Source organism: Neorhizobium sp. AL 9.2.2 (genome assembly GCF_013317225.1).
Taxonomy (GTDB): Bacteria; Pseudomonadota; Alphaproteobacteria; order Rhizobiales; family Rhizobiaceae; genus Neorhizobium; species Neorhizobium soli.
In genome coordinates, this window is the sequence record NZ_JAALXU010000003.1 from 1,286,772 (window position 1) to 1,307,407 (window position 20,636).

Below are 20,636 nucleotides of genomic sequence, written 5' to 3' on the forward strand. Positions count from 1 at the left end.
CCGGCCGCTTTCGCGGCCGGAGACGATCAGAACTGGTTCGCCATGCTGAAGCGGAACTGCTGCTTCTCGTCGAAGTCTTCCTTGACGACCGGCTCGGCGTAATCGACGCGCAGGTTGCCGAACGGCGAAGCCCACATGACACCGACGCCAACCGAGGCGCGGATCGACATGTCGGTGCCGTTGACCTTGTCACCGAAAGTCTTGGCGTCATTGCCGAACAGCGAACCGGCGTCAGCAAAGACAGCGGCACGGAAACCGACATCTTCCGGGACAAGCGGCATCGGCATCGTCATTTCAGCCGACGCATTGAAGTAGCTCGTGCCACCAAGAGCATCGCCATGGGCGTCCGTGCGCGGACCGATACCGTCGTTCTTGAAGCCACGGATCTGACGACCGCCGATCGTGAACTGATCGAAGACGTTCAGATCGTCGCCGGTCTTGAACACATGACCACCACCGACGGCAATCGAACCAACCAGATCGGCTTCGGTCGAAAGAAGGTGGAAGTAACGGGCGCGGGCTGTGACCTTGTAGAAGTCGGAGTCGCCACCGAGGCCGGCATATTCATGCGTGAAGGATGCAAACAGACCTTCACGTGGAAGCGTCTGGCTGTCCAGCGAGTTGTAGACCAGCGACTGCGAGACCGAGGACTGGGTGTATTCACCCTTATCAATCAGGTGGGCGTAAGTCTTCGAGACTTCGTCGTCAGCATTGTAAGGTATGCCGTCGTCACCAAAGGCGCCGTCTTCTTCGTAGTCGATCGTCTTGTAGGTGTAGCGGAACGTCGTCGCCAGCTCTTCGGTGATCGGCGCCGTCACACGCAGGGTGATGCCCTGTTCGCTATAGTCGTAGTAATCGTTCGAAGAGGTCGTGCTCTTGAAGATGTCGAAGCCGGCAGCAAGACGGTAACCGAGGAAATAAGGCTCGGTGAACGAGATGTTGTAGCTACGAGCGTCGTCCGTACCGGCACCTGCCGCAACGCGGATGTACTGGCCACGACCGAGGAAGTTCTTTTCTTCGATGGATGCTTCGAGAAGGAAGCCGTCACCGCCAGCAGCGTAACCTGCACCGATACCGAACGAACCGGTTGGCTGATCTTCGACGTCCACGATCACGACGACACGGTCGGCAGAGCTGCCCTGCTGCGTCGTCACGTTGACGGTGGTGAAGTAGCCAAGCGCCTCAAGACGCTTCTTAGCGCGGGCAATCATTCCCTGATTGAACGCATCGCCTTCGGAGAAGTCGAACTCGCGGCGAATAACATAGTCGCGGGTGCGGGTGTTGCCGCGAACCTCGATACGCTCGACATAGGCGCGCTCGCCCTGGTCGACCATGTAGGAGACGCCGATCGTGTGGTTTTCAAAGTTGCGATCGCCGCGTGGCGTGACACGCGCGAACGGATAGCCGGCAGACGAGACGCGCTTCGAAATCGCATCCATCGTCTTCTGGATTTCACGGGCATCGTAGGTGCTGCCGGAATTGGTCTCGACGAGACCCTCCAGGTCCTGACCGGAGATGCCTTCTACCGTCGATTCAACGGCAATGTTGCCGTACTGGTAGCGAGCACCTTCCTCAACCGTGAAGGTGATGTTGTACTGGTTAGTCGACTCATCAAGAACCGCCTGCGACGACACGACCCGAAAATCCGGATAGCCGTGATTGTAGTAGAACTGGCGGAGCGTGTCTTCGTCGGCGCGCAGTTTGTCTTCGCTGTAGACATCCTTGCGGGTCAGGAAAGACAGAGGACCGGATTCTTTGGTGATGATCGTCGACTTCAGACGACCGTCGCCATAGGCCTGGTTTCCAACAAAGGTAATGTTGGCAATCTTGGTGCGGTCACCTTCGTTGATGACGAAGGCAAGGTTGACGCGGCCCTGGCCGACATCGGCGGTCTGCGTCGTGACTTCAACGTCGCTACGACCAATCGCGCGGTACGATTCGCGGATGCGCTCGATGTCGGCGTTGATCATGGACTGGTTGTAAGGGCCAAGTGGCTGCGTCTGAACGGCGCCAGCGAGCTTGTCGTCCTTGATCTTGCGGTTGCCGTTGAAGACGACCTGGTTGATCAGCTTGTTTTCGCTGACGGTAACGACAAGCGCGCTACCGGAAACGCTGATGCGGACATCGGAGAAAAATCCGGTCGCATAGAGACGCTTCACAGACTCGTCGATGTCGCTCGCGGCGAATGCAACGCCGGGACGGATTGTAAGGTTCGAACGGACAGCTTCTTCGCCGGCGCGCTGAGCGCCGCGGACCTGTACGCTACGAATGGTAGCTGCCTCGGCAGCGGGAGCAGAGGCAAGCACCAGCACACCGGCGCCCGACGCAACAACACTAGCAGACAGCGCAACCGCCGACACTGCGTTCAAGAACTTTGAACCAGCCTTCATTTTCACTTCTTACCTTTTCCCGTTGTCCCTTGGCGGGTGAACCCGACTCCGGCCACGTGTGTCGTTTTACCTGCTTTTGCCCTACAAGCAAGATATCGCGTTAATTTCTATTTACTTCCTTTCGATGCGTGGCCATATCGCCACGCACCACATGCAAACATGGTAAATAAAGGGTTATTTCAACGATCTCACGGGGTTAACCGATGAGATTACTGATGTCGTTGAATGTCGCAAACACCATCAGGCTGAGCACCATGGCCAGTCCGATCCGGAATGCGATCTCCTGAGCACCAGACCCCAGCGGCTTGCCTCTGATGGCCTCGATTGCACAAAATACCAGATGCCCTCCGTCCAGAACAGGAACCGGCATCAGGTTCAACAATCCAATGGAAACTGACAGTACGGCTGCCAGCTGAACAACGGCGGCAAAGCCGAGGCTCGCCATCTGGCCAGATGCCTGCGCGACCCTGACAGGACCGCCCAGCTGATCAGCCTTCATGCGACCCGTCACGAGGTTGCCGATGTAGCGGAATGTGCCGGTGACGATATTTCCGGTTTCCTTGACCCCTTCCGCCACTGCCTCGAGGGGCGAGAAGGTTTCGGTCCTGAAATTACCCAGCTGTTCGTTGGTGACGATGCCGATCAGGCCAAGCTCGACCTTGTTGCCGAACTGGTCGGTGATCTCACTGCGCTTTGGCACCATAGGCAGGTCGATGTCCTGCCCGTTGCGTTCAACGGTGACGGTGATCGGGGTTTCCGGACGCACGCTGACATAGCGGCGGACGTCGTCGAACGTCTTGATGCGACTGCCATCGAGCGCGACCAGACGGTCCCCCGTCTGCACACCAGCTTCTGCCGCGGCGCTGTCAGGCCTCACTTCGGCGACGACGGGATCGGCGATGACCTTTCCGTAAACGCTGAACAGGACGGCGAAGATTGCGATCGCCAGAATGAAATTGGCAATGGGTCCGGCAGCCACGGTCGCCGCGCGTTTCCACAGCTTGGCCCCGGCCAGCGTGTGCGCCTTGTCCGCCTCGGTCATATGCGAGACGCTTTTGGCATCGGGCATACTGGCGACATCGTCGTCGCCGAAGAACTTCACATACCCACCAAGCGGAATCGCAGAGATCTTCCAGCGCGTGCCGCGTTTGTCCGTAAACCCGATCAGTTCCGGTCCGAAGCCGACGGAAAACGCAGTCGAGCGGATGCCGCACCAGCGGCCGACAAGGTAGTGGCCCATTTCGTGCACGAAGACGAGCAGCGACAGGACGAGGATGAAGGGGATGATGTAACCCGTAACGAAGGTCAGGATGGCCATTTCAGTTTCCGGTTTCCAGCGGTCGCAAGGACCGACATTTATCAGAGGCCGAAAAGATAGGCCGCGACGCTTGCGTCAACATGGCTTGTCCAGGCGGCGTGCGCAAGTGTGAGAAGAAACGCCGCGAAACAGGCAAAAACGAGACCGTCGACGCGATCCATCACACCACCGTGGCCGGGGATGAGATGACTGGAATCCTTCACGCCGAATCGGCGCTTGATGAAGGATTCGAAAAGGTCACCGATCTGGCTCGCGACCGACAGGATGAGCGCCATGAAGGCGGTCCACAGCGAGAAGTCCGAGAACACCACGCCACTCAGCGCAGATCCGGCGATGACGGCGGAAACAGTACCGCCGATCGCTCCGGACCATGTCTTGCCGGGCGAGATCCGTGGCGCGAGTTTCGGCCCCTTCAGTTTGCGGCCGATGAAATAGGCGAGAATGTCCGTGGACCAGACGACGGCGAACAGAAACAGCATCGCCATCAGGCCGATCTGGTTTTCACCCCGGATCGCGGCAATGGCGATCGTACTCAAGCCTGCGTAGAGGATGCCTGATGGCAGCCACCAGCTACGCTTTCGCAGAACGACAAACAGGATGGCTGTTATCACGCCGCCGCCAAGGAGCGGCATCGACATCTGGTCGTCACCGCCGAGAACATTCAACGCCACAAGGACGACGATCAGCCAACCGAAGGCGTTGCCCTGGAAATCGACTTCCTTCAATCGAGTGATCGTGGACCATTCGTAATAGACGAGTACGCCGATCACGGCTGCGACGGCCCGGAACGGGAGACCACCTGCCCAGGTCGCGGCCAGGACCACGATGGCAAGCACGATTGCCGACAGAAGACGCTTCTTCAGTTCACCCGACATCAGCCGACGACCGCGGTGGGAGTGGCCGACACGGCGCCGAACCGGCGGTCGCGAGAGGCGTAGACCTTGAGGGCCTGGAAGAAGAGCTGCTTGTCGAAATCCGGCCAGTATTCGGGAATGAACAGGAACTCGGAATAGGCTGCCTGCCAAAGCAGAAAGTTCGAAAGCCTTTCTTCGCCGCTGGTGCGGATGATCAGGTCCGGGTCTGGAATATCGGCGGTGTCCAGACGCCCGCAAATCATCGCCGCATCGATCGCCTCTGGATCAAGAAGGCCTGCGCGCACGTCCTTTGCGAGGCTCACCGTCGCACGGACGATCTCGTCACGCGAGCCATAATTGAACGCGATCACAAGTGTCAGCGCGGTGTTGTTGCGCGTCGTCTCCTCGGCCTCCAGAAGCAGAGGAAGAAGATCGCCGCGCAGCTTGACGCGGTCGCCGATGATGCGGATGCGAACATTCGAATGATGCAGTTCGGCGAGGTCGCGACGGATGAAGCGGCGCAGAAGCCCCATCAGATCGTTCACCTCGGCTTCCGGACGGCTCCAGTTCTCCGACGAAAAGGCGAACAGGGTGAGATACTCCACACCCGCCTCGCCTGCCGCCTTCACCGTTTCGCGAACGGCTTCCATCCCTTTGCTGTGGCCAACGGTACGGGGAAGCCCACGCTTGTTGGCCCACCGTCCGTTGCCATCCATGATGATGGCGACATGCCGAGGGATGATCGCAAGTTCGGGGGTCGCCATAATCGATGCCGTTCCTTTCGCAGCCGCAACGTTGCGGCGTCGCGGAGCAGGTTATACCTGCATGATTTCCTTTTCCTTGTCGGCAAGCAAGCGGTCGACTTCGGAAATCGTGTCATCCGTCATCTTCTGCACTTTTTCCGACTGGGCGCGACTTTCGTCCTGGCCGATGGAACCGTCCTTCTCAGCCTTCTTGAGCCCGTCCATGCCGTCACGACGGACATGGCGAGCCGCAACCTTGGCTTTTTCGCCGTATTCGTGGGCAAGCTTCACCAGCGACTTGCGGCGCTCTTCGTTGAGCTCCGGCAGAGGAATACGCAGGTTCTGGCCATCGACGATCGGGTTGAGGCCGAGATTCGATTCGCGGATTGCACGATCGACGGCACCCACCATTGACTTGTCCCAGATCGAGACGCCCAGCATGCGCGGCTCGGGAACCGTCACGTTTGCAACCTGGTTGAGCGGCACGCGCGAACCATAGGCTTCGACCGTGACAGGGTCGAGGATGTTTGCGGAAGCACGGCCCGTGCGCAGCGATGAGATGTCGCTCTTGAAGGCCGTGATCGCGCCGTCCATACGGCGCTTGATGTCGTTGAGATCTACTCCACTCATCAGCAGGAACTCCCTATTGTTCTTGGCGGTCGGTTTCTTGGCAACGAACCGCGTGTCAGTTGTCGGATACGATGGTCTTGCGACCGCCGCCGGTCAAGATTTGTGCGAAACCGCCCTTCTCGTGGATCGAGAAGACGACGATCGGAATGGAATTTTCACGCGCCAGCGCAACGGCTGCGACGTCCATGACGGCAAGACCCTTGTCGAGCACTTCACTGTGGGTGAGCGTTTCGAAACGGGTCGCGGTCGGGTCCTTCTTCGGGTCTGCGGAATAGATGCCGTCGACCTGCGTGCCCTTGAATATCGCTTCTGCGCCGATCTCGGCAGCACGCAGCGCCGCGGCAGAATCGGTGGTGAAGAACGGGTTGCCGGTACCGCCGGCAAAGATCACCACACGGCCCTGCGCCATATGATGCAGCGTGCGACGCTGCGAGAAGCTTTCGCAGATCTCCGGCATGGCGACAGCCGACAGGACGACCGTCTCGATGTCGAGCTTGCGCAGCGAGGTTGCGAGCGCCAGTGCGTTGATGACGGTGCCGAGCATGCCCATGTGGTCGCCGGTCACCCGGTCGCCACCCTTGGAAGCTACGGCCACGCCACGAAAAATGTTGCCGCCGCCGACGACGACACCGACTTCGACGCCCATGGCGCAGGCATCCGCAATATCCGATGCGATCCGGTCTGCAACTTCAACGTCGATACCGAAGCCCTGACTTCCCATCAGTGCTTCACCGGAGGCCTTGAGCAGAACACGCTTGTAGATCGGTTGCGACATGGTGGCTCCTTGAAAGCGAAACGGACGGAGTGATCAAACGGGATGCGGATACACGAAGGGCACCGGCTTGTCACCGGTGCCCTTCAGGTTTTCAACGACTACGGCGCCTTGCAATGCGCGTGAAGGCAGCAATCAGCCCTTGGCGACTGCTGCAACTTCTGCTGCGAAATCGCTTTCTTCCTTTTCGACGCCTTCACCGAGGAGAAGACGTGCCATGCCGGTGACTTCGATCGGCGCGCCGACTTCCTTCTCGGCAGCCTTGACGGCGTCACCGACGGTCAGATCGGGATTGATGACGAAAGCCTGCGACAGAAGAGCAACTTCTTCGAAGAACTTGCGCATGCGGCCGTCGACCATCTTTTCGATGATGGCTTCCGGCTTGCCGGATTCGCGGGCCTGTTCGATGAAGACGTTGCGCTCGCGCTCGGCGACAGCGGCATCGACTTCTTCCGAACGGATGGCGAGCGGGTTGGTCGCAGCGATGTGCATGGCAACCTGGCGGCCGATGGCGTTCAGGGCTTCCTTGTTGCCGGTCGACTTCAGGGCAACGAGAACGCCGAGCTTTCCGAGACGGTCAGCCGCTGCGTTGTGGATGTAAGTCGCAACAACGCCGTCCTCGACGGACAGAAGCGCGGAGCGGCGCAGGTTCATGTTCTCGCCGATCGTGGCAATCGTATCCTTGATCGTGTCGGAGACCGTCTTGCCGGTAGCCGGATAGATTGCTGCGCTGACGCCGTCGACGGTACCGTCGGTGGTCAGGGCAACATCGGCAATGCCGCGAACCATGGTCTGGAACGCATCGTTGCGCGCTACGAAGTCGGTTTCGGAGTTCACTTCGACAACGACAGCCGAGGTGCCGTTGGATGCGACGCCGATCAGGCCTTCGGCAGCGGTACGGCCGGACTTCTTGTCAGCCTTGGCGATGCCCTTGGCGCGCAGCCAGTCGATCGCAGCTTCGATGTCGCCGTTGTTTTCGGCAAGCGCGCGCTTGCAATCCATCATGCCCGCGCCGGACTTTTCGCGCAGTTCCTTCACCAGTGCAGCGGTGATTTCAGCCATTTTCGTGCCTCTTGTCGGTTCAAGTTGCGTGTCGCCGGAAAACCGTCGGCGATACCAAATATTGGGACGAATGTACCCGGAAATATGACATCGTGATGAAGCCATCACGGTTGCGACCGTCTCCACGTCCACCTGACGGTAGACGGCGACGTATCGTCTTAAACGACCAAGGCCAGGGATTGATATCTCTGGCCTTGGTCGAATTCGAAAAGACGGAGCGTCTCAGAACGCTCCAGACTCAGACAATTAAGCCTGAGCTTCCGTTTCGGCTGCGCCTTCAGCTTCGAGAGCAGGCTCTTCAGGAGCCTCCATCATCGCGCCGAGGTCACGGCCCGAAGCGCCCTGCTGACGGGCAATGCCGTCGATGGCAGCGCGTGCCATCAGGTCGCAGTAGAGAGCGATGGCGCGCGAAGCGTCGTCGTTGCCGGGGATCGGGAAGTCGATCAGGTCCGGATCGCAGTTCGAGTCGATGATGGCGACGACCGGGATGCCCAGGCGCTTTGCTTCATCGATCGCGATCTTTTCCTTGTTGGTGTCGATGATGAACATCAGGTCCGGAACGCCGCCCATGTCACGGATACCGCCAAGAGCCTTGTCCAGCTTTTCGCGTTCGCGCTCGAGGTTCAGACGCTCTTTCTTGGAGTAGCCGGAAGCTTCCGAGTTCAGGATCTCGTCGAGCTTGCGCAGACGGGCGATCGAGTTCGAAATGGTCTTCCAGTTGGTCATCATGCCGCCGAGCCAGCGGGAGTTGACGTAGTACTGGGCCGAACGCTTGGCGGAGTCAGCGATCAGCTCGGAAGCCTGACGCTTGGTGCCAACGAACAGAACGCGGCCGCCACGAGCGACGGTGTCGGACACGACCTGAAGGGCGCGCGACAGCATCGGAACGGTCTGAGCCAGATCGATGATGTGGATGTTGTTACGATCGCCGAAGATGTACGGCTTCATCTTCGGGTTCCAGCGGTGTGTCTGGTGGCCGAAGTGGGTGCCGGCTTCGAGAAGCTGGCGCATAGAGAAATCGGGCAATGCCATGCCTAGTTATCCTTTTCCGGTTGAACCTCCGCAAGACGAACAGCAACCTCGTCGAGGCTGCCACCGGGCGGAACGGACCGGATTTCTCCCGGACCATCCCATGCCTTGCGTGTGGAATGCCGGTGCCCATACTAGGCATCGGCCACAAAGGCAAGCTCTTTTCGACGCTGCCTGTCTTTGGGAAGAGCGGGACTGGCCGAAGCCCTAGTCCATTTCGCGGTCGCCGCAGGGCCAGCTTTCCGGCAGTGTCAGGCCGGCCGGCAGTTTCGTGCGCCGGTCGCCGCAGGCCACGTTCAGCTGGTGCTGATCGAGCCCGATCGAAGACGACAGGTCCACTCCTTCGATGCGCGTCAGAAAGAAGAAGGCGCTCTGGAAATTGAGCGGACCTTTGAATTCGGCCTTCGTCAGGTCGGCGCGTGCCAGGTTTGCGAAGGCGAAACTTGCGCCGGTTAGGACGGCCCCGTCGAAGTTCGACCTGCCGAGTTCGGCTTTCTCGAAGCGTGCGTTGTTCAACTCCGCTTTCGAGAAATTGGACCTCTCCAATTCCGCGCTCGTGAAATTCGCGTCGTTGGCGCGTACTTTCTGGAAGTCGGACCGATATGCTTCGACCTTTGAAAAATTCGCCCCCTCGGCGTTGCTGCCTGCCATCCAGGTGCGGATAAGCTTCGCCTTGGTGAGATTGGTACCGGCAAAATTCGAATCGCGCAGATCGGTAAAGCTTAAGTCCGCCTCCGCAAGACTACCCTTGGAGAAATCGGATCCGCTCAGCATCAGATTGCGCTTGGCGCAACTCGACCAGTTGATCCCGGGATAGGGATCGGTACGGCACTCCTGCGCCGAGACCGTGGTCGGCGCGAGTGTCAGCGCGGCGGCTCCTGTCAGGAGCGCGACAGAAAGAATGGTACCAATCGAACTCATAGACACCGCTCCTCTCCACGCCTCGGTGGACGTGCATACTCAACTACCGCTTATATAGAGAAGGACGGCAGCAAATTCACCCCGTCGTCACCTGGTCACGGGTCGTTGATCTGCCTGGCAGTCGCTCTTTTGCAAAAGCTCAAGCTTGCTCAGGCTTCCGCTCAGCACGAAGTCGCCGTAGTCCATCGTCAGGTCGCGCGTGATGCCGTTCTCATAGAGCTTGAACGACATGTTGTAGACGGGCGTCGGATCGCCCGCGGCTGCCTCGTTGAAATAGGCAATGGTCACAGGCCAGTAAGCCGCCTTGGAGAACTCGCCGGCTTTGGCTGCATCAAGATCTTCCTTCTGCGGGTCCTGCTGCTTTCCGATGACTGTCGTGGTCAGAAGCGACTTGTCGCCATCCTCGGAACCGTCGAACACGCGTGCCTCGAAAAACCGGTTGCCATCCTTCGCATTTTTGATCACTTCAAGCATGTGATTGGTAGGGAACGCGCTGGCTGGAAGGTCGACTTCGCGCCCCTCGGGACCGGTCAGGTCCACTTTGACGCCGGTTTCGCCGGTCGTCGCGTCACCGGCGACCTCCTTGTCCAACTGTTCGTCGGTAAACGACTTGGTCTCGAAGTGAAACTGCTGCGCCGATACATCCTCGAACGTGTTGGTCTGTTGGTCGCTGACGCGGGTTTGCTCGCCGGTATCTATCTTTGTGACGAGACGGAAGTTGGTCGTGAACCCCGTGCAGGCCGAGCCGGTAAACTCGTAGACCATTCGTCCGACCATCCCTTCGATTCCGGACCGCTCGGACGCATCCTTGAGCTTCAGGTCGTAGACGGCGCGATGCGGAATGAGCAGGCGGGCCGCCGTATCGGCGCTCATCGGGGCAGCGGAGGCCGCTGGCACGCTCATCACGCCGGCAAGGAACATCCCAAGGCTCGTGCGCAGCATTCACATTCTCCTATTGGACTCAATGCATGATGTTGTAAGAACGCCATCAGCCGAGGTTATGACCTTGATGCAGGATTTTTGGGCAATTTACAATAAAACCGGAGACCGAAATGTCGAACCCGATCGAGACGCGCCTGCAGGAACTGGACATCGTTCTGCCTGAGGCAGCAGCGCCCGCCGCCAATTACGTGTCCTACGTGATCAGCGGCAACATGCTCTATATCTCCGGTCAGCTGCCCACCGAAAACGGCAAGATAGCCGTCAGCGGCCTGGTCGGTGCCGATGTCGACGTCCCGGCAGCGCAGCGTGCCGCGGAACTCTGCGCCATCAACATTCTGTCGCAGGCGAAGGCTGCTCTTGGCGGAGATCTCACCAGGATCAAGCGCGTCGTCAAGCTGTCGAGCTTCGTTGCGTCTGCACCGGGCTTCACGGAACAGCATATCGTCACCAATGGCGCTTCGAACCTCATTGCGAACGTGCTCGGGGAAGCCGGCAAGCACGCCCGCGCTGCCGTCGGCATGGCAGCACTTCCACTTAACGCCGCGGTCGAGATCGAGGCTATCATCGAGATCTCCGCATGACATCTGCAGACTGGATCAAGGACGTTCCGGTCGCGCATCGCGGCTATCACGACATGAACAAGACGGTTTGGGAAAATACGCTGTCAGCGTTTTCCCGGGCCATTGATGCGGGTTTCGCGATCGAGTGCGACATACAGCTGTCCGCAGACAGCGTCCCGGTCGTGTTCCACGACAACAAGCTGGAGCGCCTTTGCGGCATCAAGGGCGACGTTCGCGAACGGACCGCGGCAGAACTCGGAATGCTTTCGATTGGTGGCACCGCGGACAAGATACCGACGCTCAAGCAGATGCTCACGCTTGTCGCCGGTCGCGTTCCTCTTGTCATCGAGATCAAGGGTCGCCAAGCGGATGAGGACGACGGCTTCGTTGACGACGTTCTCGACGTATTGGAAGGGTATGAGGGCAAGGTTGCCCTGATGAGCTTCGACTACCACATCCTGCGTGCACTGAAGCAGGCCGAGGCGCCCTACCCGCTGGGCCTCACCGCCGAAGGCTCAAAGCCGGAGGAGTTCTTCAATCACGACGAAGCGATGCAGCTCGGCCTCGATTTCATCTCCTATCACTGGGCGCATCTGCCCAACTCATTCGTCACTGCGCAGGCTGATGCCGGAATTCCGATCATTACCTGGACGGTGAGGGATGCAAAGGCCGTCGAACATACCTATAAATATGCAAAGCAGATGACCTTCGAAGGGTTCGACCCACGGGAGAACCCTGCCGCATAATTGGATCCAATGACCGGCAACCTGACAATCCGCATCGAAAAATCCATTGCCGCGATCAGCCCACAAAGCTGGTCGCGGCTTTCCGGCGCCTCCAAGGAGGCCGATCCCTTAGGGACATCTTCCGTTCCCTACAATCCGTTCCTGTCACATGCCTTCCTGTCCGCACTGGAGGAATCCAGTTCGGCAACGGCAAAAACAGGCTGGCACGGCCAGCATCTCCTGCTGGAAGATGACAAGGGTCAACTGATCGGCGCCGTGCCGGGCTATCTCAAGAGCCATAGCCAGGGCGAATACGTGTTCGACCATGGCTGGGCCGACGCCTTCGAGCGCGCCGGCGGCCGTTACTACCCTAAACTGCAGTGTGCGGTCCCATTTACGCCCGCAACCGGTCCGCGCCTTCTCGTTGCGTCGGGCTATGATCGCGACATGGTGCAAACCACGCTCGCGGAAGGTCTCCAGGAGGTGACACGGCAGCTCGGCATATCGTCCGCGCATGTCACCTTCGTGCCGGATGATGAAGTCATCGCTTTCGAAGACGCTGAATATCTGCACCGAACCGACAAGCAGTTCCACTTCATCAACGACGGTTATGCCGATCACGATGCGTTTCTGGAAACGCTCGCGTCTCGCAAGCGCAAGGCGTTGAAGAAGGAACGGCGAGCCGCGCTCGAGAACGGTATCACGATCGACTGGCTGACAGGCAAGGACCTGACCGAGGACATCTGGGACCAGTTCTACACGTTCTACATGGATACGGGCGGGCGCAAATGGGGCCGGCCGTACCTTACCCGTGCCTTCTATTCGCTGATCGGCGAACGCATGGCGGACGACATTCTTCTGGTCATGGCCAAGCGCGAGGGGCGGTACGTCGCCGGTGCGATCAACTTCATCGGCGGTGACGCGCTTTACGGGCGCCACTGGGGCTGTATCGAAGACCATCCCTTCCTGCATTTCGAGGTGTGCTACCATCAGGCGATCGACTATGCGCTTGCCCATGGGCTAAAGCGGGTCGAGGCGGGCGCACAGGGCGAGCACAAGCTTGCGCGCGGTTACCTGCCCGTCACCACCCACTCGATGCATTACATCGCCCATCCCGGCCTTCGTAGCGCGATTGCTGACTACCTGAAGCGAGAGCGGGAGGATGTGGAATACATGAACGAGTACCTCTCCGAGCACAGCCCTTTCCGCAAGGGTGAACGGCAAGAACAAGACTGAGCAGCAGAAAGGGAGACGCCACCGATGACCGGTCACGACTACGATTCGAACAACATCTTCGCCAAGATCCTCAAAGGCGAAATTCCCTGCCACCGCGTCTACGAGGACGACGACACGCTCGCCTTTATGGATGTGATGCCGCAGACGCCGGGCCATGTTCTGGTGGTTCCGAAAGCGCCCTCACGCAATCTTCTCGATGCGGATGCGGCCGTGCTTTCGAAGATCATTCCGGTGGTGCAGAAGCTTGCACGAGCCGTCAAGGATGCGTTTGACGCCGACGGCATCACCATCACGCAGTTCAACGAGGCGCCGGCCGGCCAGACCGTCTTCCACCTGCACTTCCACGTCATTCCGCGCTACGAGAACCAGCCGTTGAAGCCGCATACGGGCAAGATGGAGGACAATGAAGTCCTCGCAGCCAATGCCGAGAAGATCATCGGCGAGCTTGGCTTCTGATCAGGGCTGAAGCAGGAGCAGTCCTGCGACGAGAATGGCGATCGGTGTCAGAACGCCGATCGCGACCCGTTTGCCGGTGAGGAGAAACACGGCAAAGCCGAAACCGGCCGCCGCAAGCCGCAGCCAGAGCGGCGAAAGGGCCAGCGTTCCCGTCGGGAACACGATCAGCTTGGCCGTCACCGCCATGACGAGAGCGGTGGCAACCGCCCTCACCCAGTAAAGCGTCTCGGAATCCTCCTTCAGACGGTGGCCTGCGATCACGCCAAGCCAGCGCCAGATATCGGTTGCGAGAAAACCTGCGACAGCGATGACGATATAGGTCCAGTAGCCATCGAACATCATGCCGCCCCCCGACCCGACCCGCGCTTGCGGCGATAGCGGTCGATCAGGTAGGCCACCGTGCCACCGCCGATCCCAGCCAGAAGCACGTCGAACTGCGGCGCTACCAGCGCCAGCGCCGGTCCTGAGACGATGCCGATCACGAAGGCAATCCGGACGACCGGCTGCGCTGCACTCGCCCAGATCGAGGAAATGAAATAGACCGGGGTCAGCATGAACAAGGCACCCGCCACAACAGGCGGAAACTGAGACACGACACCAAAGCTGACGCCGACGATCAGCGCATTGGTGCAGGTCAGCGTGATGCCAAAACCTGCAAAGAAGGCAACCCGGCGCTCTCTCGGCACATGGCGGAGATTGAGGCTCGCAAAGACCCAGGACGTGATGGCGATGAAATGCGAGAGAAACAGGAGAACCGGTAGCGGTGTCTTCTTCGTGCGCATCTCCGGCACGATCGACGCCACCATCGGCATCATCCGGATAGACGACAGCGTCACGGCGAGGAAGGACGCGGCGATGTTGGCGCCGCCCAACATCGAACCCACCAGGATCATCTGGGCCGGCAGGGCCCAGATACCGAGCGTCATCGCGACAGCCTGCCCTCGCGTCAGGCCGGCTTCGACCGCAAAGGCGCTGAAACCGACATAGGACGTCATCAGGATCAGAGCCGGCAAGGAGAAGATGCCGCGCATGCCCTTAAGAAACCACGCAAGGCCGCTGCGCTCGGAGCTTTCGGTGGTCATTGGCATGCCCGTAAATGATTGACGTTACGGGACCTACAAAAACGACGATGCCGGGACAAGCCCGGCATCGATTTCTCGGATGGAAAAGAGCGCTACTTGCTCTTTGGGACGCGTGGCACGGTGCTACCCTTGCGGGGCGCGGACTTTGCCGGGGCTTCCTCGGCAATCACGTCGCCATCGTCGACGACATTTGCCTTGGCGGAACCGCCGTCCTTGTCCTTGGCCTTCGGCGCAGACTTCTTCGAAGGCTTTGACTTTGTCGTCTTGGCCTTGATCTCGTCGGCAGCCTCTTCCACTTCCGCTTCAGGCTTCGGCTTTACCCGGGCCGTTTCCGAAATGGACTCCAGAAGAAGACCGTCGGTGCCATCTTCCTTCTTGCCGGCCGTGACGCGGACGATGCCACCCTTGCGAAGCTTGCCAAAAAGGATCTCGTTGGCGAGCGGCTTCTTGATGTATTCCTGGATCACGCGAGACAGAGGTCTTGCGCCCATCTTCTCGTCATAACCCTTTTCCGCCAGCCAGGCGATCGCGTCCTCATGCAGATCGAACGTCACGTTACGCTCCGACAGCTGGCTTTCCAGCTGCATCACGAACTTCTGGACGACCTGGTGGATAACCGTGGTCGGCAGCGGTGCGAACGGAATGATCGCATCGAGACGGTTGCGGAATTCCGGTGTGAACAGGCGATTGATCGCCTCCTCATCTTCGCCGGTGCGTCTTGATGATCCAAAGCCGATCGCAGACTTGGCCATCTCGGATGCACCCGCATTCGTCGTCATGATCAAGATGACGTTGCGGAAGTCGATTTTCTTGCCGTTGTGATCGGTCAGCGATCCATGGTCCATCACCTGCAACAGGATGTTGTAGATATCCGGATGCGCCTTCTCGATTTCGTCGAGCAGAACCACGCTGTGCGGGTGCTGATCAACGCCATCGGTCAGGAGGCCGCCTTGGTCGAAGCCGACATAGCCGGGAGGTGCGCCAAGCAATCGCGAGACCGTGTGGCGTTCCATATATTCCGACATGTCGAAACGCAGCATCTCGACGCCGAGCGAGGCGGCAAGCTGCTTCGCGACTTCGGTCTTGCCGACGCCGGTTGGACCGGAGAAGACATAGGAGCCGATCGGCTTGTTCGGCTCGCGCAGACCTGCACGTGCCAGCTTGATCGCCGTCGACAGCGCGTCGATCGCGACGTCCTGGCCGTACACGACGGAACGCAGTTCCTTCTCGAGGTTGGCGAGAACCATCTCGTCATCCTTGGAAACCGTTTTCGCCGGGATGCGGGCCATCGTGGCGATTGTCGCCTCGATTTCCTTTTCCGTGATCAGCTTGCGACGCTTGGAAGCGGGCAGCAGCATCTGGGCTGCACCGGTCTCGTCGATCACGTCGATCGCCTTGTCCGGCAGCTTGCGGTCGGAGATATACCGTGCTGACAGTTCCACCGCCGACTTGATCGCGTCGTTGGTGTAGCGCAGCTTGTGATACTCTTCGAAATACGGCTTCAAGCCCTTCATGATTTCGATCGCATCATCGATCGACGGCTCATTGACGTCGATTTTCTGGAAGCGTCGAACCAGAGCCCGGTCCTTTTCGAAGAACTGGCGGTATTCCTTGTAGGTCGTCGAACCGATGCAGCGGATCTGGCCAGAGGACAGAGCCGGCTTCAGCAGGTTGGACGCATCCATGGCACCGCCCGACGTTGCACCCGCACCGATGACGGTGTGGATTTCGTCGATGAACAGGACAGCACCTGGAAAATCTTCCAGTTCCTTGACGACCTGCTTCAGACGTTCCTCGAAGTCGCCGCGATAGCGGGTGCCTGCAAGCAGGGTGCCCATATCGAGCGAGAAGATCGTCGCATCGGCCAGCGCTTCGGGCACCTTGCCCTCGACGATGCGCTTTGCCAGTCCCTCGGCGATCGCAGTTTTGCCAACGCCCGGATCGCCCACGTAAAGCGGGTTGTTCTTGGAGCGGCGGCACAGGACCTGGATCGTGCGGTTGACCTCGGAATGACGACCGATCAACGGATCGATACGGCCATTCTTGGCCTTTTCGTTCAGATTGACACAGTATGCCTTGAGGGCATCCTGCTGCTTCTTGCCGGGACCTTCCTCCTCGTTGCGCGAAACAGGCTTGGCGTCCGAATCGGGCTCATCAGCACCACGCGGGGTCCGGGCCTGGGAGGAACCCGGACGCTTGCCGATGCCGTGAGAGATATAGTTGACCGCGTCGTAGCGGGTCATTTCCTGCTCCTGCAGGAAGAAGGCTGCGTGGCTCTCACGTTCTGCGAAGATTGCGACGAGCACGTTTGCTCCGGTCACTTCTTCACGACCGGAGGATTGGACGTGGATCACAGCGCGCTGGATGACGCGTTGAAAGCCGGATGTCGGTTTGGAGTCCTCGTCATAGCCTGTCACCAGGTTTGCGAGTTCATTGTCGACATATTCAGACACGGTTTTGCGGAGCGTATCCAGGTTGACGCTGCATGCTCCCATGACCGCCGCCGCATCGGCGTCGTCGATCAACGCCAGAAGCAGATGTTCGAGTGTGGCATATTCGTGATGCCGCTCGTTCGCGAAGGTCAGTGCCTGGTGCAGAGCCTTTTCAAGACTAGGCGAAAATGTTGGCACGTCGGGTTCCTCACTTCTTTTCCATGACACATTGCAGCGGATGCTGGTGTTGCCGGGCGAAGTCCATGACCTGGGACACCTTGGTTTCCGCTACTTCATAGGTGAAAATTCCGCATTCTCCGACGCCATGGTTATGGACGTGGAGCATGATAATCGTTGCCGCATCGCGGTCCTTCTGGAAAAAACGCTCCAGAATATGGATGACGAACTCCATTGGCGTGTAGTCGTCATTCAGAAGGAGAACGCGGTACAGGTTAGGCCGTTTGGTTTTCGGTTTCGTTCGCGTGATGACGGAGGTTCCGCGGCCCGCGTTGTCTCCGTCGCCGTTCTTTTCATTTTCCATCAAGATCGGCAGTGCGATCATCGTCTTTCATTCCCTAGTCATCCAGCGGCGGTATAGCGAACAACCGGTCGACAGGACTTCAGTCTTGCTAAAGGTAGTTCTTTGGGAAAGGATTTTAAGCCCCCTTTCCCGCTGTGCAATCACTATTCCGCCGAGAGGGGCTCGCGACGAGCCAAAAGTACCACATTCGGCAACTCAAATTCTGCCGCCATACTGACCCAAAAGGCGGGCGGCATCATGGCCACAGCCTCAGACGCTGCAGCTTCATGCGTACGGATCCGACGCGCGAACGGCGATCGCCTGTCGCTCACAATTCCGTCGAAGAGTAGATGCTAATGAAGCTTGCATGCTCGAGGCTTACGTCCAAAACAAAAGAGGCCCACGGAGGGCCTCTCGACAACTTTTCTTGAAAACCAGTCGGATCCTGCGATCAAAGATCGACGTCGAGGATCGCCATGGAGAAATTGTAGGAACGCTCTCCATCTTCGTCATCCAGATAGACGACGCCGAGAAATTCATCACCAAGATAGACTTCGGCAGAATCGTTCTTGCGGGGACGCGCCTTGACGACGATCTGGGGGTTCAGAAGGCGCTTGAAATAGTCGTCGATCTTCTTGATTTCGTCGGGGTTCACGATCTTCTCCGTCAGATTTTGCGATCAAATCGATGCGCTTTTGGCACGGGAGAAAGGCGAAAGTAAAGCCGCCGTTCTCTACACCGCACGACCCTGCCCCGAGTTTTCCTGGAACAAGTAGGTCCGGGCGCGGACTAGTCCTCGGCGCGCAGAAGCTGGTCCATCAGGCGTGCCGGCTCGGAGCAACCCGCGGTCCCGACGACCTTTGCCGGAACACCGGCGACGGTGGATTTCTCCGGAACAGCTTTGAGGACGACGGAGCCCGCCGCCACACGCGAGCAGGCACCAACCTCGATATTGCCGAGGATCTTTGCGCCTGCGCCGATCAGCACGCCGTTGCCGATCTTTGGGTGACGATCTGCGCCCTCCTTACCGGTGCCACCGAGAGTGACCCCATGCAGGATGGAGACATTGTCCCCGATGATCGCGGTTTCGCCGACGACAAGCCCGGTCGCGTGGTCGAGGAAGATCCCCTTACCGATCTGAGCCGCCGGATTGATGTCTGTCTGGAAGACACTTGAGGCGCGGCTTTGCAGATAGAGCGCGAAGTCGCGACGGCCGCGGTAAAACAGCCAGTGCGCCAAGCGATGCGTCTGGATGGCGTGAAATCCCTTGAAGTAGAGGACTGGCTCGACGAAACGCAGGCAGGCAGGGTCGCGGTCATAGACGGCCTGGATATCGACGCGCAGAATAGCACCCCAATCCGGCCATTCGTCCAGCATTTCCATGAATGTCTGCCGCAGCAGGACGGCCTGCAGATCGGGATGATCGAGCCGTTCGCAGATCCGATGAACGACGCATTCTTCCAGCGAACGGTGGTTCAGGACGGTTGAATAGAGGAAGGCGGCCAGCAACGGGTCCTGGTCGATTGCGACGCGTGCTTCCTGCCGCAGCGTGTCCCATATGGGGTCGACGCTAGCGACACTATCGGTCTGGCGAATGTCCTCGGTCTGGCGAACTTCGGTTCTCGCGGCCATGGCCGTCTCCTCTTTGGCGTAAGCCACAATATATAGATTAGATTTACGACAACACCAACGCCGGCGAAATCGCATTTCGTTGATCGTTAATTCAAGGAAACATGAAGTCTTGCCAATCCGTGGCGGAGCCGGGCTCAGGCCTGCGCCGCGTAAAACTCCAGTACCGCTTTCTTGAAAACTCTGTCGCCGACCGCAAGCATGTGGTCACGACCGGGAATATCGAGCGCTGTCGCATTCGGCATCAGATCGGCCAGATCCTGCGGTGAACCCGCGATATCGTCCTTCGTCCCAACGCCGATCAGCGTAGGAACGTCGATCTTGCCCATATCGCTGCGTTCGACCAGATCGCGCGAACCGCGGATACAGGCGGCGAGTGCCTGCTTGTCGCTTTTCGTCTGGTCGGCAAAGGCGCGGAACATACGGCCGCGATCATGGCTGACGCTCTCAAGCGAGGGCGCCAAGAGCGCATCCGCGATCGGATCCCAGTCACCGACCCCGTCCGTCATGCCGATTCCGAGACCGCCGAGCACCAGCGACCGGACCCTGTCCGGATCGTTGAGCGCTGCAAACACCGAGATACGCGCGCCCATCGAATAGCCGAACAGATGCGCTGCCGGGATGCGCAGGTGATCGAGCAGAGCAACACAATCCGCTGCCATCACCCAAGGGCGATAGGCGTCCGGATCGGTCGGCTTGTCACTGCCGCCATGGCCGCGATTGTCCATGGCGATCACCCTGTAACCGGCATCGCCGAGCGTCTTTACCCATCCCGGATGCACCCAGTTCACGGTCGCGCTGGAAGCGAAACCGTGGATGAGCAGGACAGGATCGCCCGCCGGATCCCCCTCATCCAGATAGGAGAGGCTCAGGCCGTCATGGCTGAAGGTGGAAAAGGCCGGGGCATTGAGGTTCATCTGGGATATCCTGTTTTGGCGGCGGACCATAAGATATCGGTGCTTGCGATTGAACCCTGAAAGACACCTCGCATCGCGGTTTTTGCACTACACTTTTGAATGCGGCGGCGGTAATGTCCGCGCCAAATCAGACGTGCCCTATTGTACGCATTGGAGACGACCATGGCCGGCCACAGCATTCCCCATTTCCAGAACGACGGCGGTTTCCCGTCGATCCAGATCGGCGTGAAGGAATTCATGTGCACTGGTGCATCCGTTCCTTACGATCATCCGCACATCTTTATCGACATGGGCGACGAAGTCGAAAAAGTCTGCTCCTACTGTTCCACTCTGTACAAATACAACCCTACCCTGAAGGCCGAACAGACCGACCCTCCGGGCTGCGTCTTCAACGTCAAGGCCGCCTGATCGGCAGCCA

At 59.1% G+C, this 20,636-nt stretch carries 22 protein-coding genes; 5 read left to right on the forward strand and 17 right to left on the reverse strand.

The genetic code is table 11. From position 1 onward, the window contains the following. Positions 1 to 26: 26 nt before the first annotated feature. From bamA to G6K99_RS12875, 10 genes are all read right to left on the reverse strand, one after another. The gene (bamA, locus tag G6K99_RS12830) at positions 27 to 2,390 is read right to left on the reverse strand and encodes an outer membrane protein assembly factor BamA (protein ID WP_062457297.1); all 2,364 of its coding nucleotides are present in this window, start codon (positions 2,388 to 2,390) and stop codon (positions 27 to 29) included. A 196-nt stretch (positions 2,391 to 2,586) separates the two neighbouring features. Continuing rightward, positions 2,587 to 3,708, reverse strand: coding sequence for an RIP metalloprotease RseP (gene rseP / locus G6K99_RS12835; protein ID WP_174196723.1), 1,122 nt, complete (start codon positions 3,706 to 3,708; stop codon positions 2,587 to 2,589). 41 nt (positions 3,709 to 3,749) lie between these two features. Beyond that, the gene (locus G6K99_RS12840) at positions 3,750 to 4,583 is read right to left on the reverse strand and encodes a phosphatidate cytidylyltransferase (RefSeq protein ID WP_174196724.1); all 834 of its coding nucleotides are present in this window, start codon (positions 4,581 to 4,583) and stop codon (positions 3,750 to 3,752) included. Continuing rightward, positions 4,583 to 5,326 carry an isoprenyl transferase gene (locus G6K99_RS12845; RefSeq protein ID WP_062457306.1) on the reverse strand — a complete coding sequence of 248 codons (744 nt, stop codon included), beginning with the start codon at positions 5,324 to 5,326 and terminating at the stop codon, positions 4,583 to 4,585. Before G6K99_RS12845 ends, G6K99_RS12840 begins: the two co-directional genes overlap by 1 nt. Positions 5,327 to 5,377: 51 nt before the next feature. Then, positions 5,378 to 5,935, reverse strand: coding sequence for a ribosome recycling factor (frr, locus tag G6K99_RS12850; RefSeq protein ID WP_062457309.1), 558 nt, complete (start codon positions 5,933 to 5,935; stop codon positions 5,378 to 5,380). Positions 5,936 to 5,990: 55 nt separating this feature from the next. Further along, positions 5,991 to 6,710, reverse strand: a complete 720-nt coding sequence (gene pyrH / locus G6K99_RS12855; RefSeq protein ID WP_062580417.1) for a UMP kinase — start codon at positions 6,708 to 6,710, stop codon at positions 5,991 to 5,993. A 132-nt stretch (positions 6,711 to 6,842) separates the two neighbouring features. Then, positions 6,843 to 7,769, reverse strand: coding sequence for a translation elongation factor Ts (tsf, locus tag G6K99_RS12860; RefSeq protein WP_062580415.1), 927 nt, complete (start codon positions 7,767 to 7,769; stop codon positions 6,843 to 6,845). A gap of 246 nt (positions 7,770 to 8,015) precedes the next feature. Next, a complete protein-coding gene (rpsB, locus tag G6K99_RS12865) occupies positions 8,016 to 8,801 on the reverse strand; it encodes a 30S ribosomal protein S2 (RefSeq protein ID WP_062457320.1) in 786 nt (261 codons plus the stop codon). A gap of 204 nt (positions 8,802 to 9,005) precedes the next feature. Then, positions 9,006 to 9,719, reverse strand: a complete 714-nt coding sequence (locus G6K99_RS12870; RefSeq protein ID WP_174196725.1) for a pentapeptide repeat-containing protein — start codon at positions 9,717 to 9,719, stop codon at positions 9,006 to 9,008. An 87-nt stretch (positions 9,720 to 9,806) separates the two neighbouring features. Further along, entirely contained in the window at positions 9,807 to 10,661 is an 855-nt protein-coding gene (locus G6K99_RS12875; protein WP_062580412.1) for a cell envelope integrity EipB family protein, read from the reverse strand. Between the two features lie 110 nt (positions 10,662 to 10,771). Between G6K99_RS12875 and G6K99_RS12880 the strand changes: the two genes are divergently transcribed. Genes G6K99_RS12880 through G6K99_RS12895 form a run of 4 tightly spaced genes read left to right on the forward strand, consistent with a single transcriptional unit; the run spans position 10,772 to position 13,638 of the window. Then, entirely contained in the window at positions 10,772 to 11,242 is a 471-nt protein-coding gene (locus G6K99_RS12880; RefSeq protein ID WP_062457326.1) for a RidA family protein, read from the forward strand. Beyond that, positions 11,239 to 11,967 (forward strand): glycerophosphodiester phosphodiesterase, encoded by a 729-nt coding sequence (locus tag G6K99_RS12885; protein ID WP_113110937.1) that lies wholly within the window; start codon positions 11,239 to 11,241, stop codon positions 11,965 to 11,967. Before G6K99_RS12880 ends, G6K99_RS12885 begins: the two co-directional genes overlap by 4 nt. 9 nt (positions 11,968 to 11,976) lie before the next feature. Continuing rightward, entirely contained in the window at positions 11,977 to 13,182 is a 1,206-nt protein-coding gene (locus G6K99_RS12890) for a GNAT family N-acetyltransferase (RefSeq protein WP_174196726.1), read from the forward strand. Positions 13,183 to 13,206: 24 nt separating this feature from the next. After that, positions 13,207 to 13,638: an HIT family protein gene (locus tag G6K99_RS12895; RefSeq protein ID WP_174196727.1), complete on the forward strand. Its 432-nt coding sequence runs from the start codon at positions 13,207 to 13,209 to the stop codon at positions 13,636 to 13,638. On the opposite strand, the gene G6K99_RS12900 is transcribed toward G6K99_RS12895, so the two are convergent. The 7 genes from G6K99_RS12900 to G6K99_RS12930 form a co-directional block, all read right to left on the reverse strand. Next, entirely contained in the window at positions 13,639 to 13,980 is a 342-nt protein-coding gene (locus tag G6K99_RS12900; RefSeq protein WP_174196728.1) for an AzlD domain-containing protein, read from the reverse strand. Next, entirely contained in the window at positions 13,977 to 14,720 is a 744-nt protein-coding gene (locus G6K99_RS12905) for an AzlC family ABC transporter permease (protein ID WP_174196729.1), read from the reverse strand. The genes G6K99_RS12900 and G6K99_RS12905 overlap by 4 nt, the downstream gene beginning before the upstream one ends. A 92-nt stretch (positions 14,721 to 14,812) precedes the next feature. After that, complete coding sequence (gene clpA, locus G6K99_RS12910; RefSeq protein ID WP_062580404.1) at positions 14,813 to 17,350, reverse strand: ATP-dependent Clp protease ATP-binding subunit ClpA; 2,538 nt, start codon at positions 17,348 to 17,350, stop codon at positions 14,813 to 14,815. 10 nt (positions 17,351 to 17,360) lie between these two features. Next, on the reverse strand, positions 17,361 to 17,714 hold the full coding sequence (clpS, locus tag G6K99_RS12915) for an ATP-dependent Clp protease adapter ClpS (protein WP_062457349.1): 354 nt from the start codon (positions 17,712 to 17,714) through the stop codon (positions 17,361 to 17,363). Between the two features lie 409 nt (positions 17,715 to 18,123). Beyond that, positions 18,124 to 18,327 (reverse strand): DUF3126 family protein, encoded by a 204-nt coding sequence (locus G6K99_RS12920; RefSeq protein ID WP_062457352.1) that lies wholly within the window; start codon positions 18,325 to 18,327, stop codon positions 18,124 to 18,126. 134 nt (positions 18,328 to 18,461) lie between these two features. Beyond that, positions 18,462 to 19,304, reverse strand: coding sequence for a serine O-acetyltransferase (gene cysE / locus G6K99_RS12925; RefSeq protein WP_092662168.1), 843 nt, complete (start codon positions 19,302 to 19,304; stop codon positions 18,462 to 18,464). Positions 19,305 to 19,438: 134 nt separating this feature from the next. Next, entirely contained in the window at positions 19,439 to 20,218 is a 780-nt protein-coding gene (locus tag G6K99_RS12930; protein WP_174196730.1) for an alpha/beta fold hydrolase, read from the reverse strand. 162 nt (positions 20,219 to 20,380) lie between these two features. Here G6K99_RS12930 and G6K99_RS12935 point away from each other — a divergent pair, with 162 nt between their 5' ends. Next, positions 20,381 to 20,626 carry a zinc-finger domain-containing protein gene (locus G6K99_RS12935; RefSeq protein WP_062580399.1) on the forward strand — a complete coding sequence of 82 codons (246 nt, stop codon included), beginning with the start codon at positions 20,381 to 20,383 and terminating at the stop codon, positions 20,624 to 20,626. Positions 20,627 to 20,636 lie beyond the last annotated feature (10 nt).

Bases quoted from the DNA above. Each gene is read 5' to 3' on its own strand.
- G6K99_RS12890 (WP_174196726.1), top strand. From the start codon at position 11,977: ATGACCGGCAACCTGACAATCCGCATCGAAAAATCCATTGCCGCGATC.
- G6K99_RS12930 (WP_174196730.1), bottom strand. From the start codon at position 20,218: ATGAACCTCAATGCCCCGGCCTTTTCCACCTTCAGCCATGACGGCCTG.
- rseP (WP_174196723.1), bottom strand. From the start codon at position 3,708: ATGGCCATCCTGACCTTCGTTACGGGTTACATCATCCCCTTCATCCTC.
- G6K99_RS12875 (WP_062580412.1), bottom strand. From the start codon at position 10,661: ATGCTGCGCACGAGCCTTGGGATGTTCCTTGCCGGCGTGATGAGCGTG.
- rpsB (WP_062457320.1), bottom strand. From the start codon at position 8,801: ATGGCATTGCCCGATTTCTCTATGCGCCAGCTTCTCGAAGCCGGCACC.
- cysE (WP_092662168.1), bottom strand. From the start codon at position 19,304: ATGGCCGCGAGAACCGAAGTTCGCCAGACCGAGGACATTCGCCAGACC.
- G6K99_RS12900 (WP_174196728.1), bottom strand. From the start codon at position 13,980: ATGATGTTCGATGGCTACTGGACCTATATCGTCATCGCTGTCGCAGGT.
- G6K99_RS12895 (WP_174196727.1), top strand. From the start codon at position 13,207: ATGACCGGTCACGACTACGATTCGAACAACATCTTCGCCAAGATCCTC.
- pyrH (WP_062580417.1), bottom strand. From the start codon at position 6,710: ATGTCGCAACCGATCTACAAGCGTGTTCTGCTCAAGGCCTCCGGTGAA.
- tsf (WP_062580415.1), bottom strand. From the start codon at position 7,769: ATGGCTGAAATCACCGCTGCACTGGTGAAGGAACTGCGCGAAAAGTCC.
- clpS (WP_062457349.1), bottom strand. From the start codon at position 17,714: ATGATCGCACTGCCGATCTTGATGGAAAATGAAAAGAACGGCGACGGA.
- G6K99_RS12935 (WP_062580399.1), top strand. From the start codon at position 20,381: ATGGCCGGCCACAGCATTCCCCATTTCCAGAACGACGGCGGTTTCCCG.
- G6K99_RS12880 (WP_062457326.1), top strand. From the start codon at position 10,772: ATGTCGAACCCGATCGAGACGCGCCTGCAGGAACTGGACATCGTTCTG.
- G6K99_RS12845 (WP_062457306.1), bottom strand. From the start codon at position 5,326: ATGGCGACCCCCGAACTTGCGATCATCCCTCGGCATGTCGCCATCATC.
- G6K99_RS12840 (WP_174196724.1), bottom strand. From the start codon at position 4,583: ATGTCGGGTGAACTGAAGAAGCGTCTTCTGTCGGCAATCGTGCTTGCC.
- G6K99_RS12870 (WP_174196725.1), bottom strand. From the start codon at position 9,719: ATGAGTTCGATTGGTACCATTCTTTCTGTCGCGCTCCTGACAGGAGCC.
- bamA (WP_062457297.1), bottom strand. From the start codon at position 2,390: ATGAAGGCTGGTTCAAAGTTCTTGAACGCAGTGTCGGCGGTTGCGCTG.
- G6K99_RS12885 (WP_113110937.1), top strand. From the start codon at position 11,239: ATGACATCTGCAGACTGGATCAAGGACGTTCCGGTCGCGCATCGCGGC.
- G6K99_RS12905 (WP_174196729.1), bottom strand. From the start codon at position 14,720: ATGACCACCGAAAGCTCCGAGCGCAGCGGCCTTGCGTGGTTTCTTAAG.
- frr (WP_062457309.1), bottom strand. From the start codon at position 5,935: ATGAGTGGAGTAGATCTCAACGACATCAAGCGCCGTATGGACGGCGCG.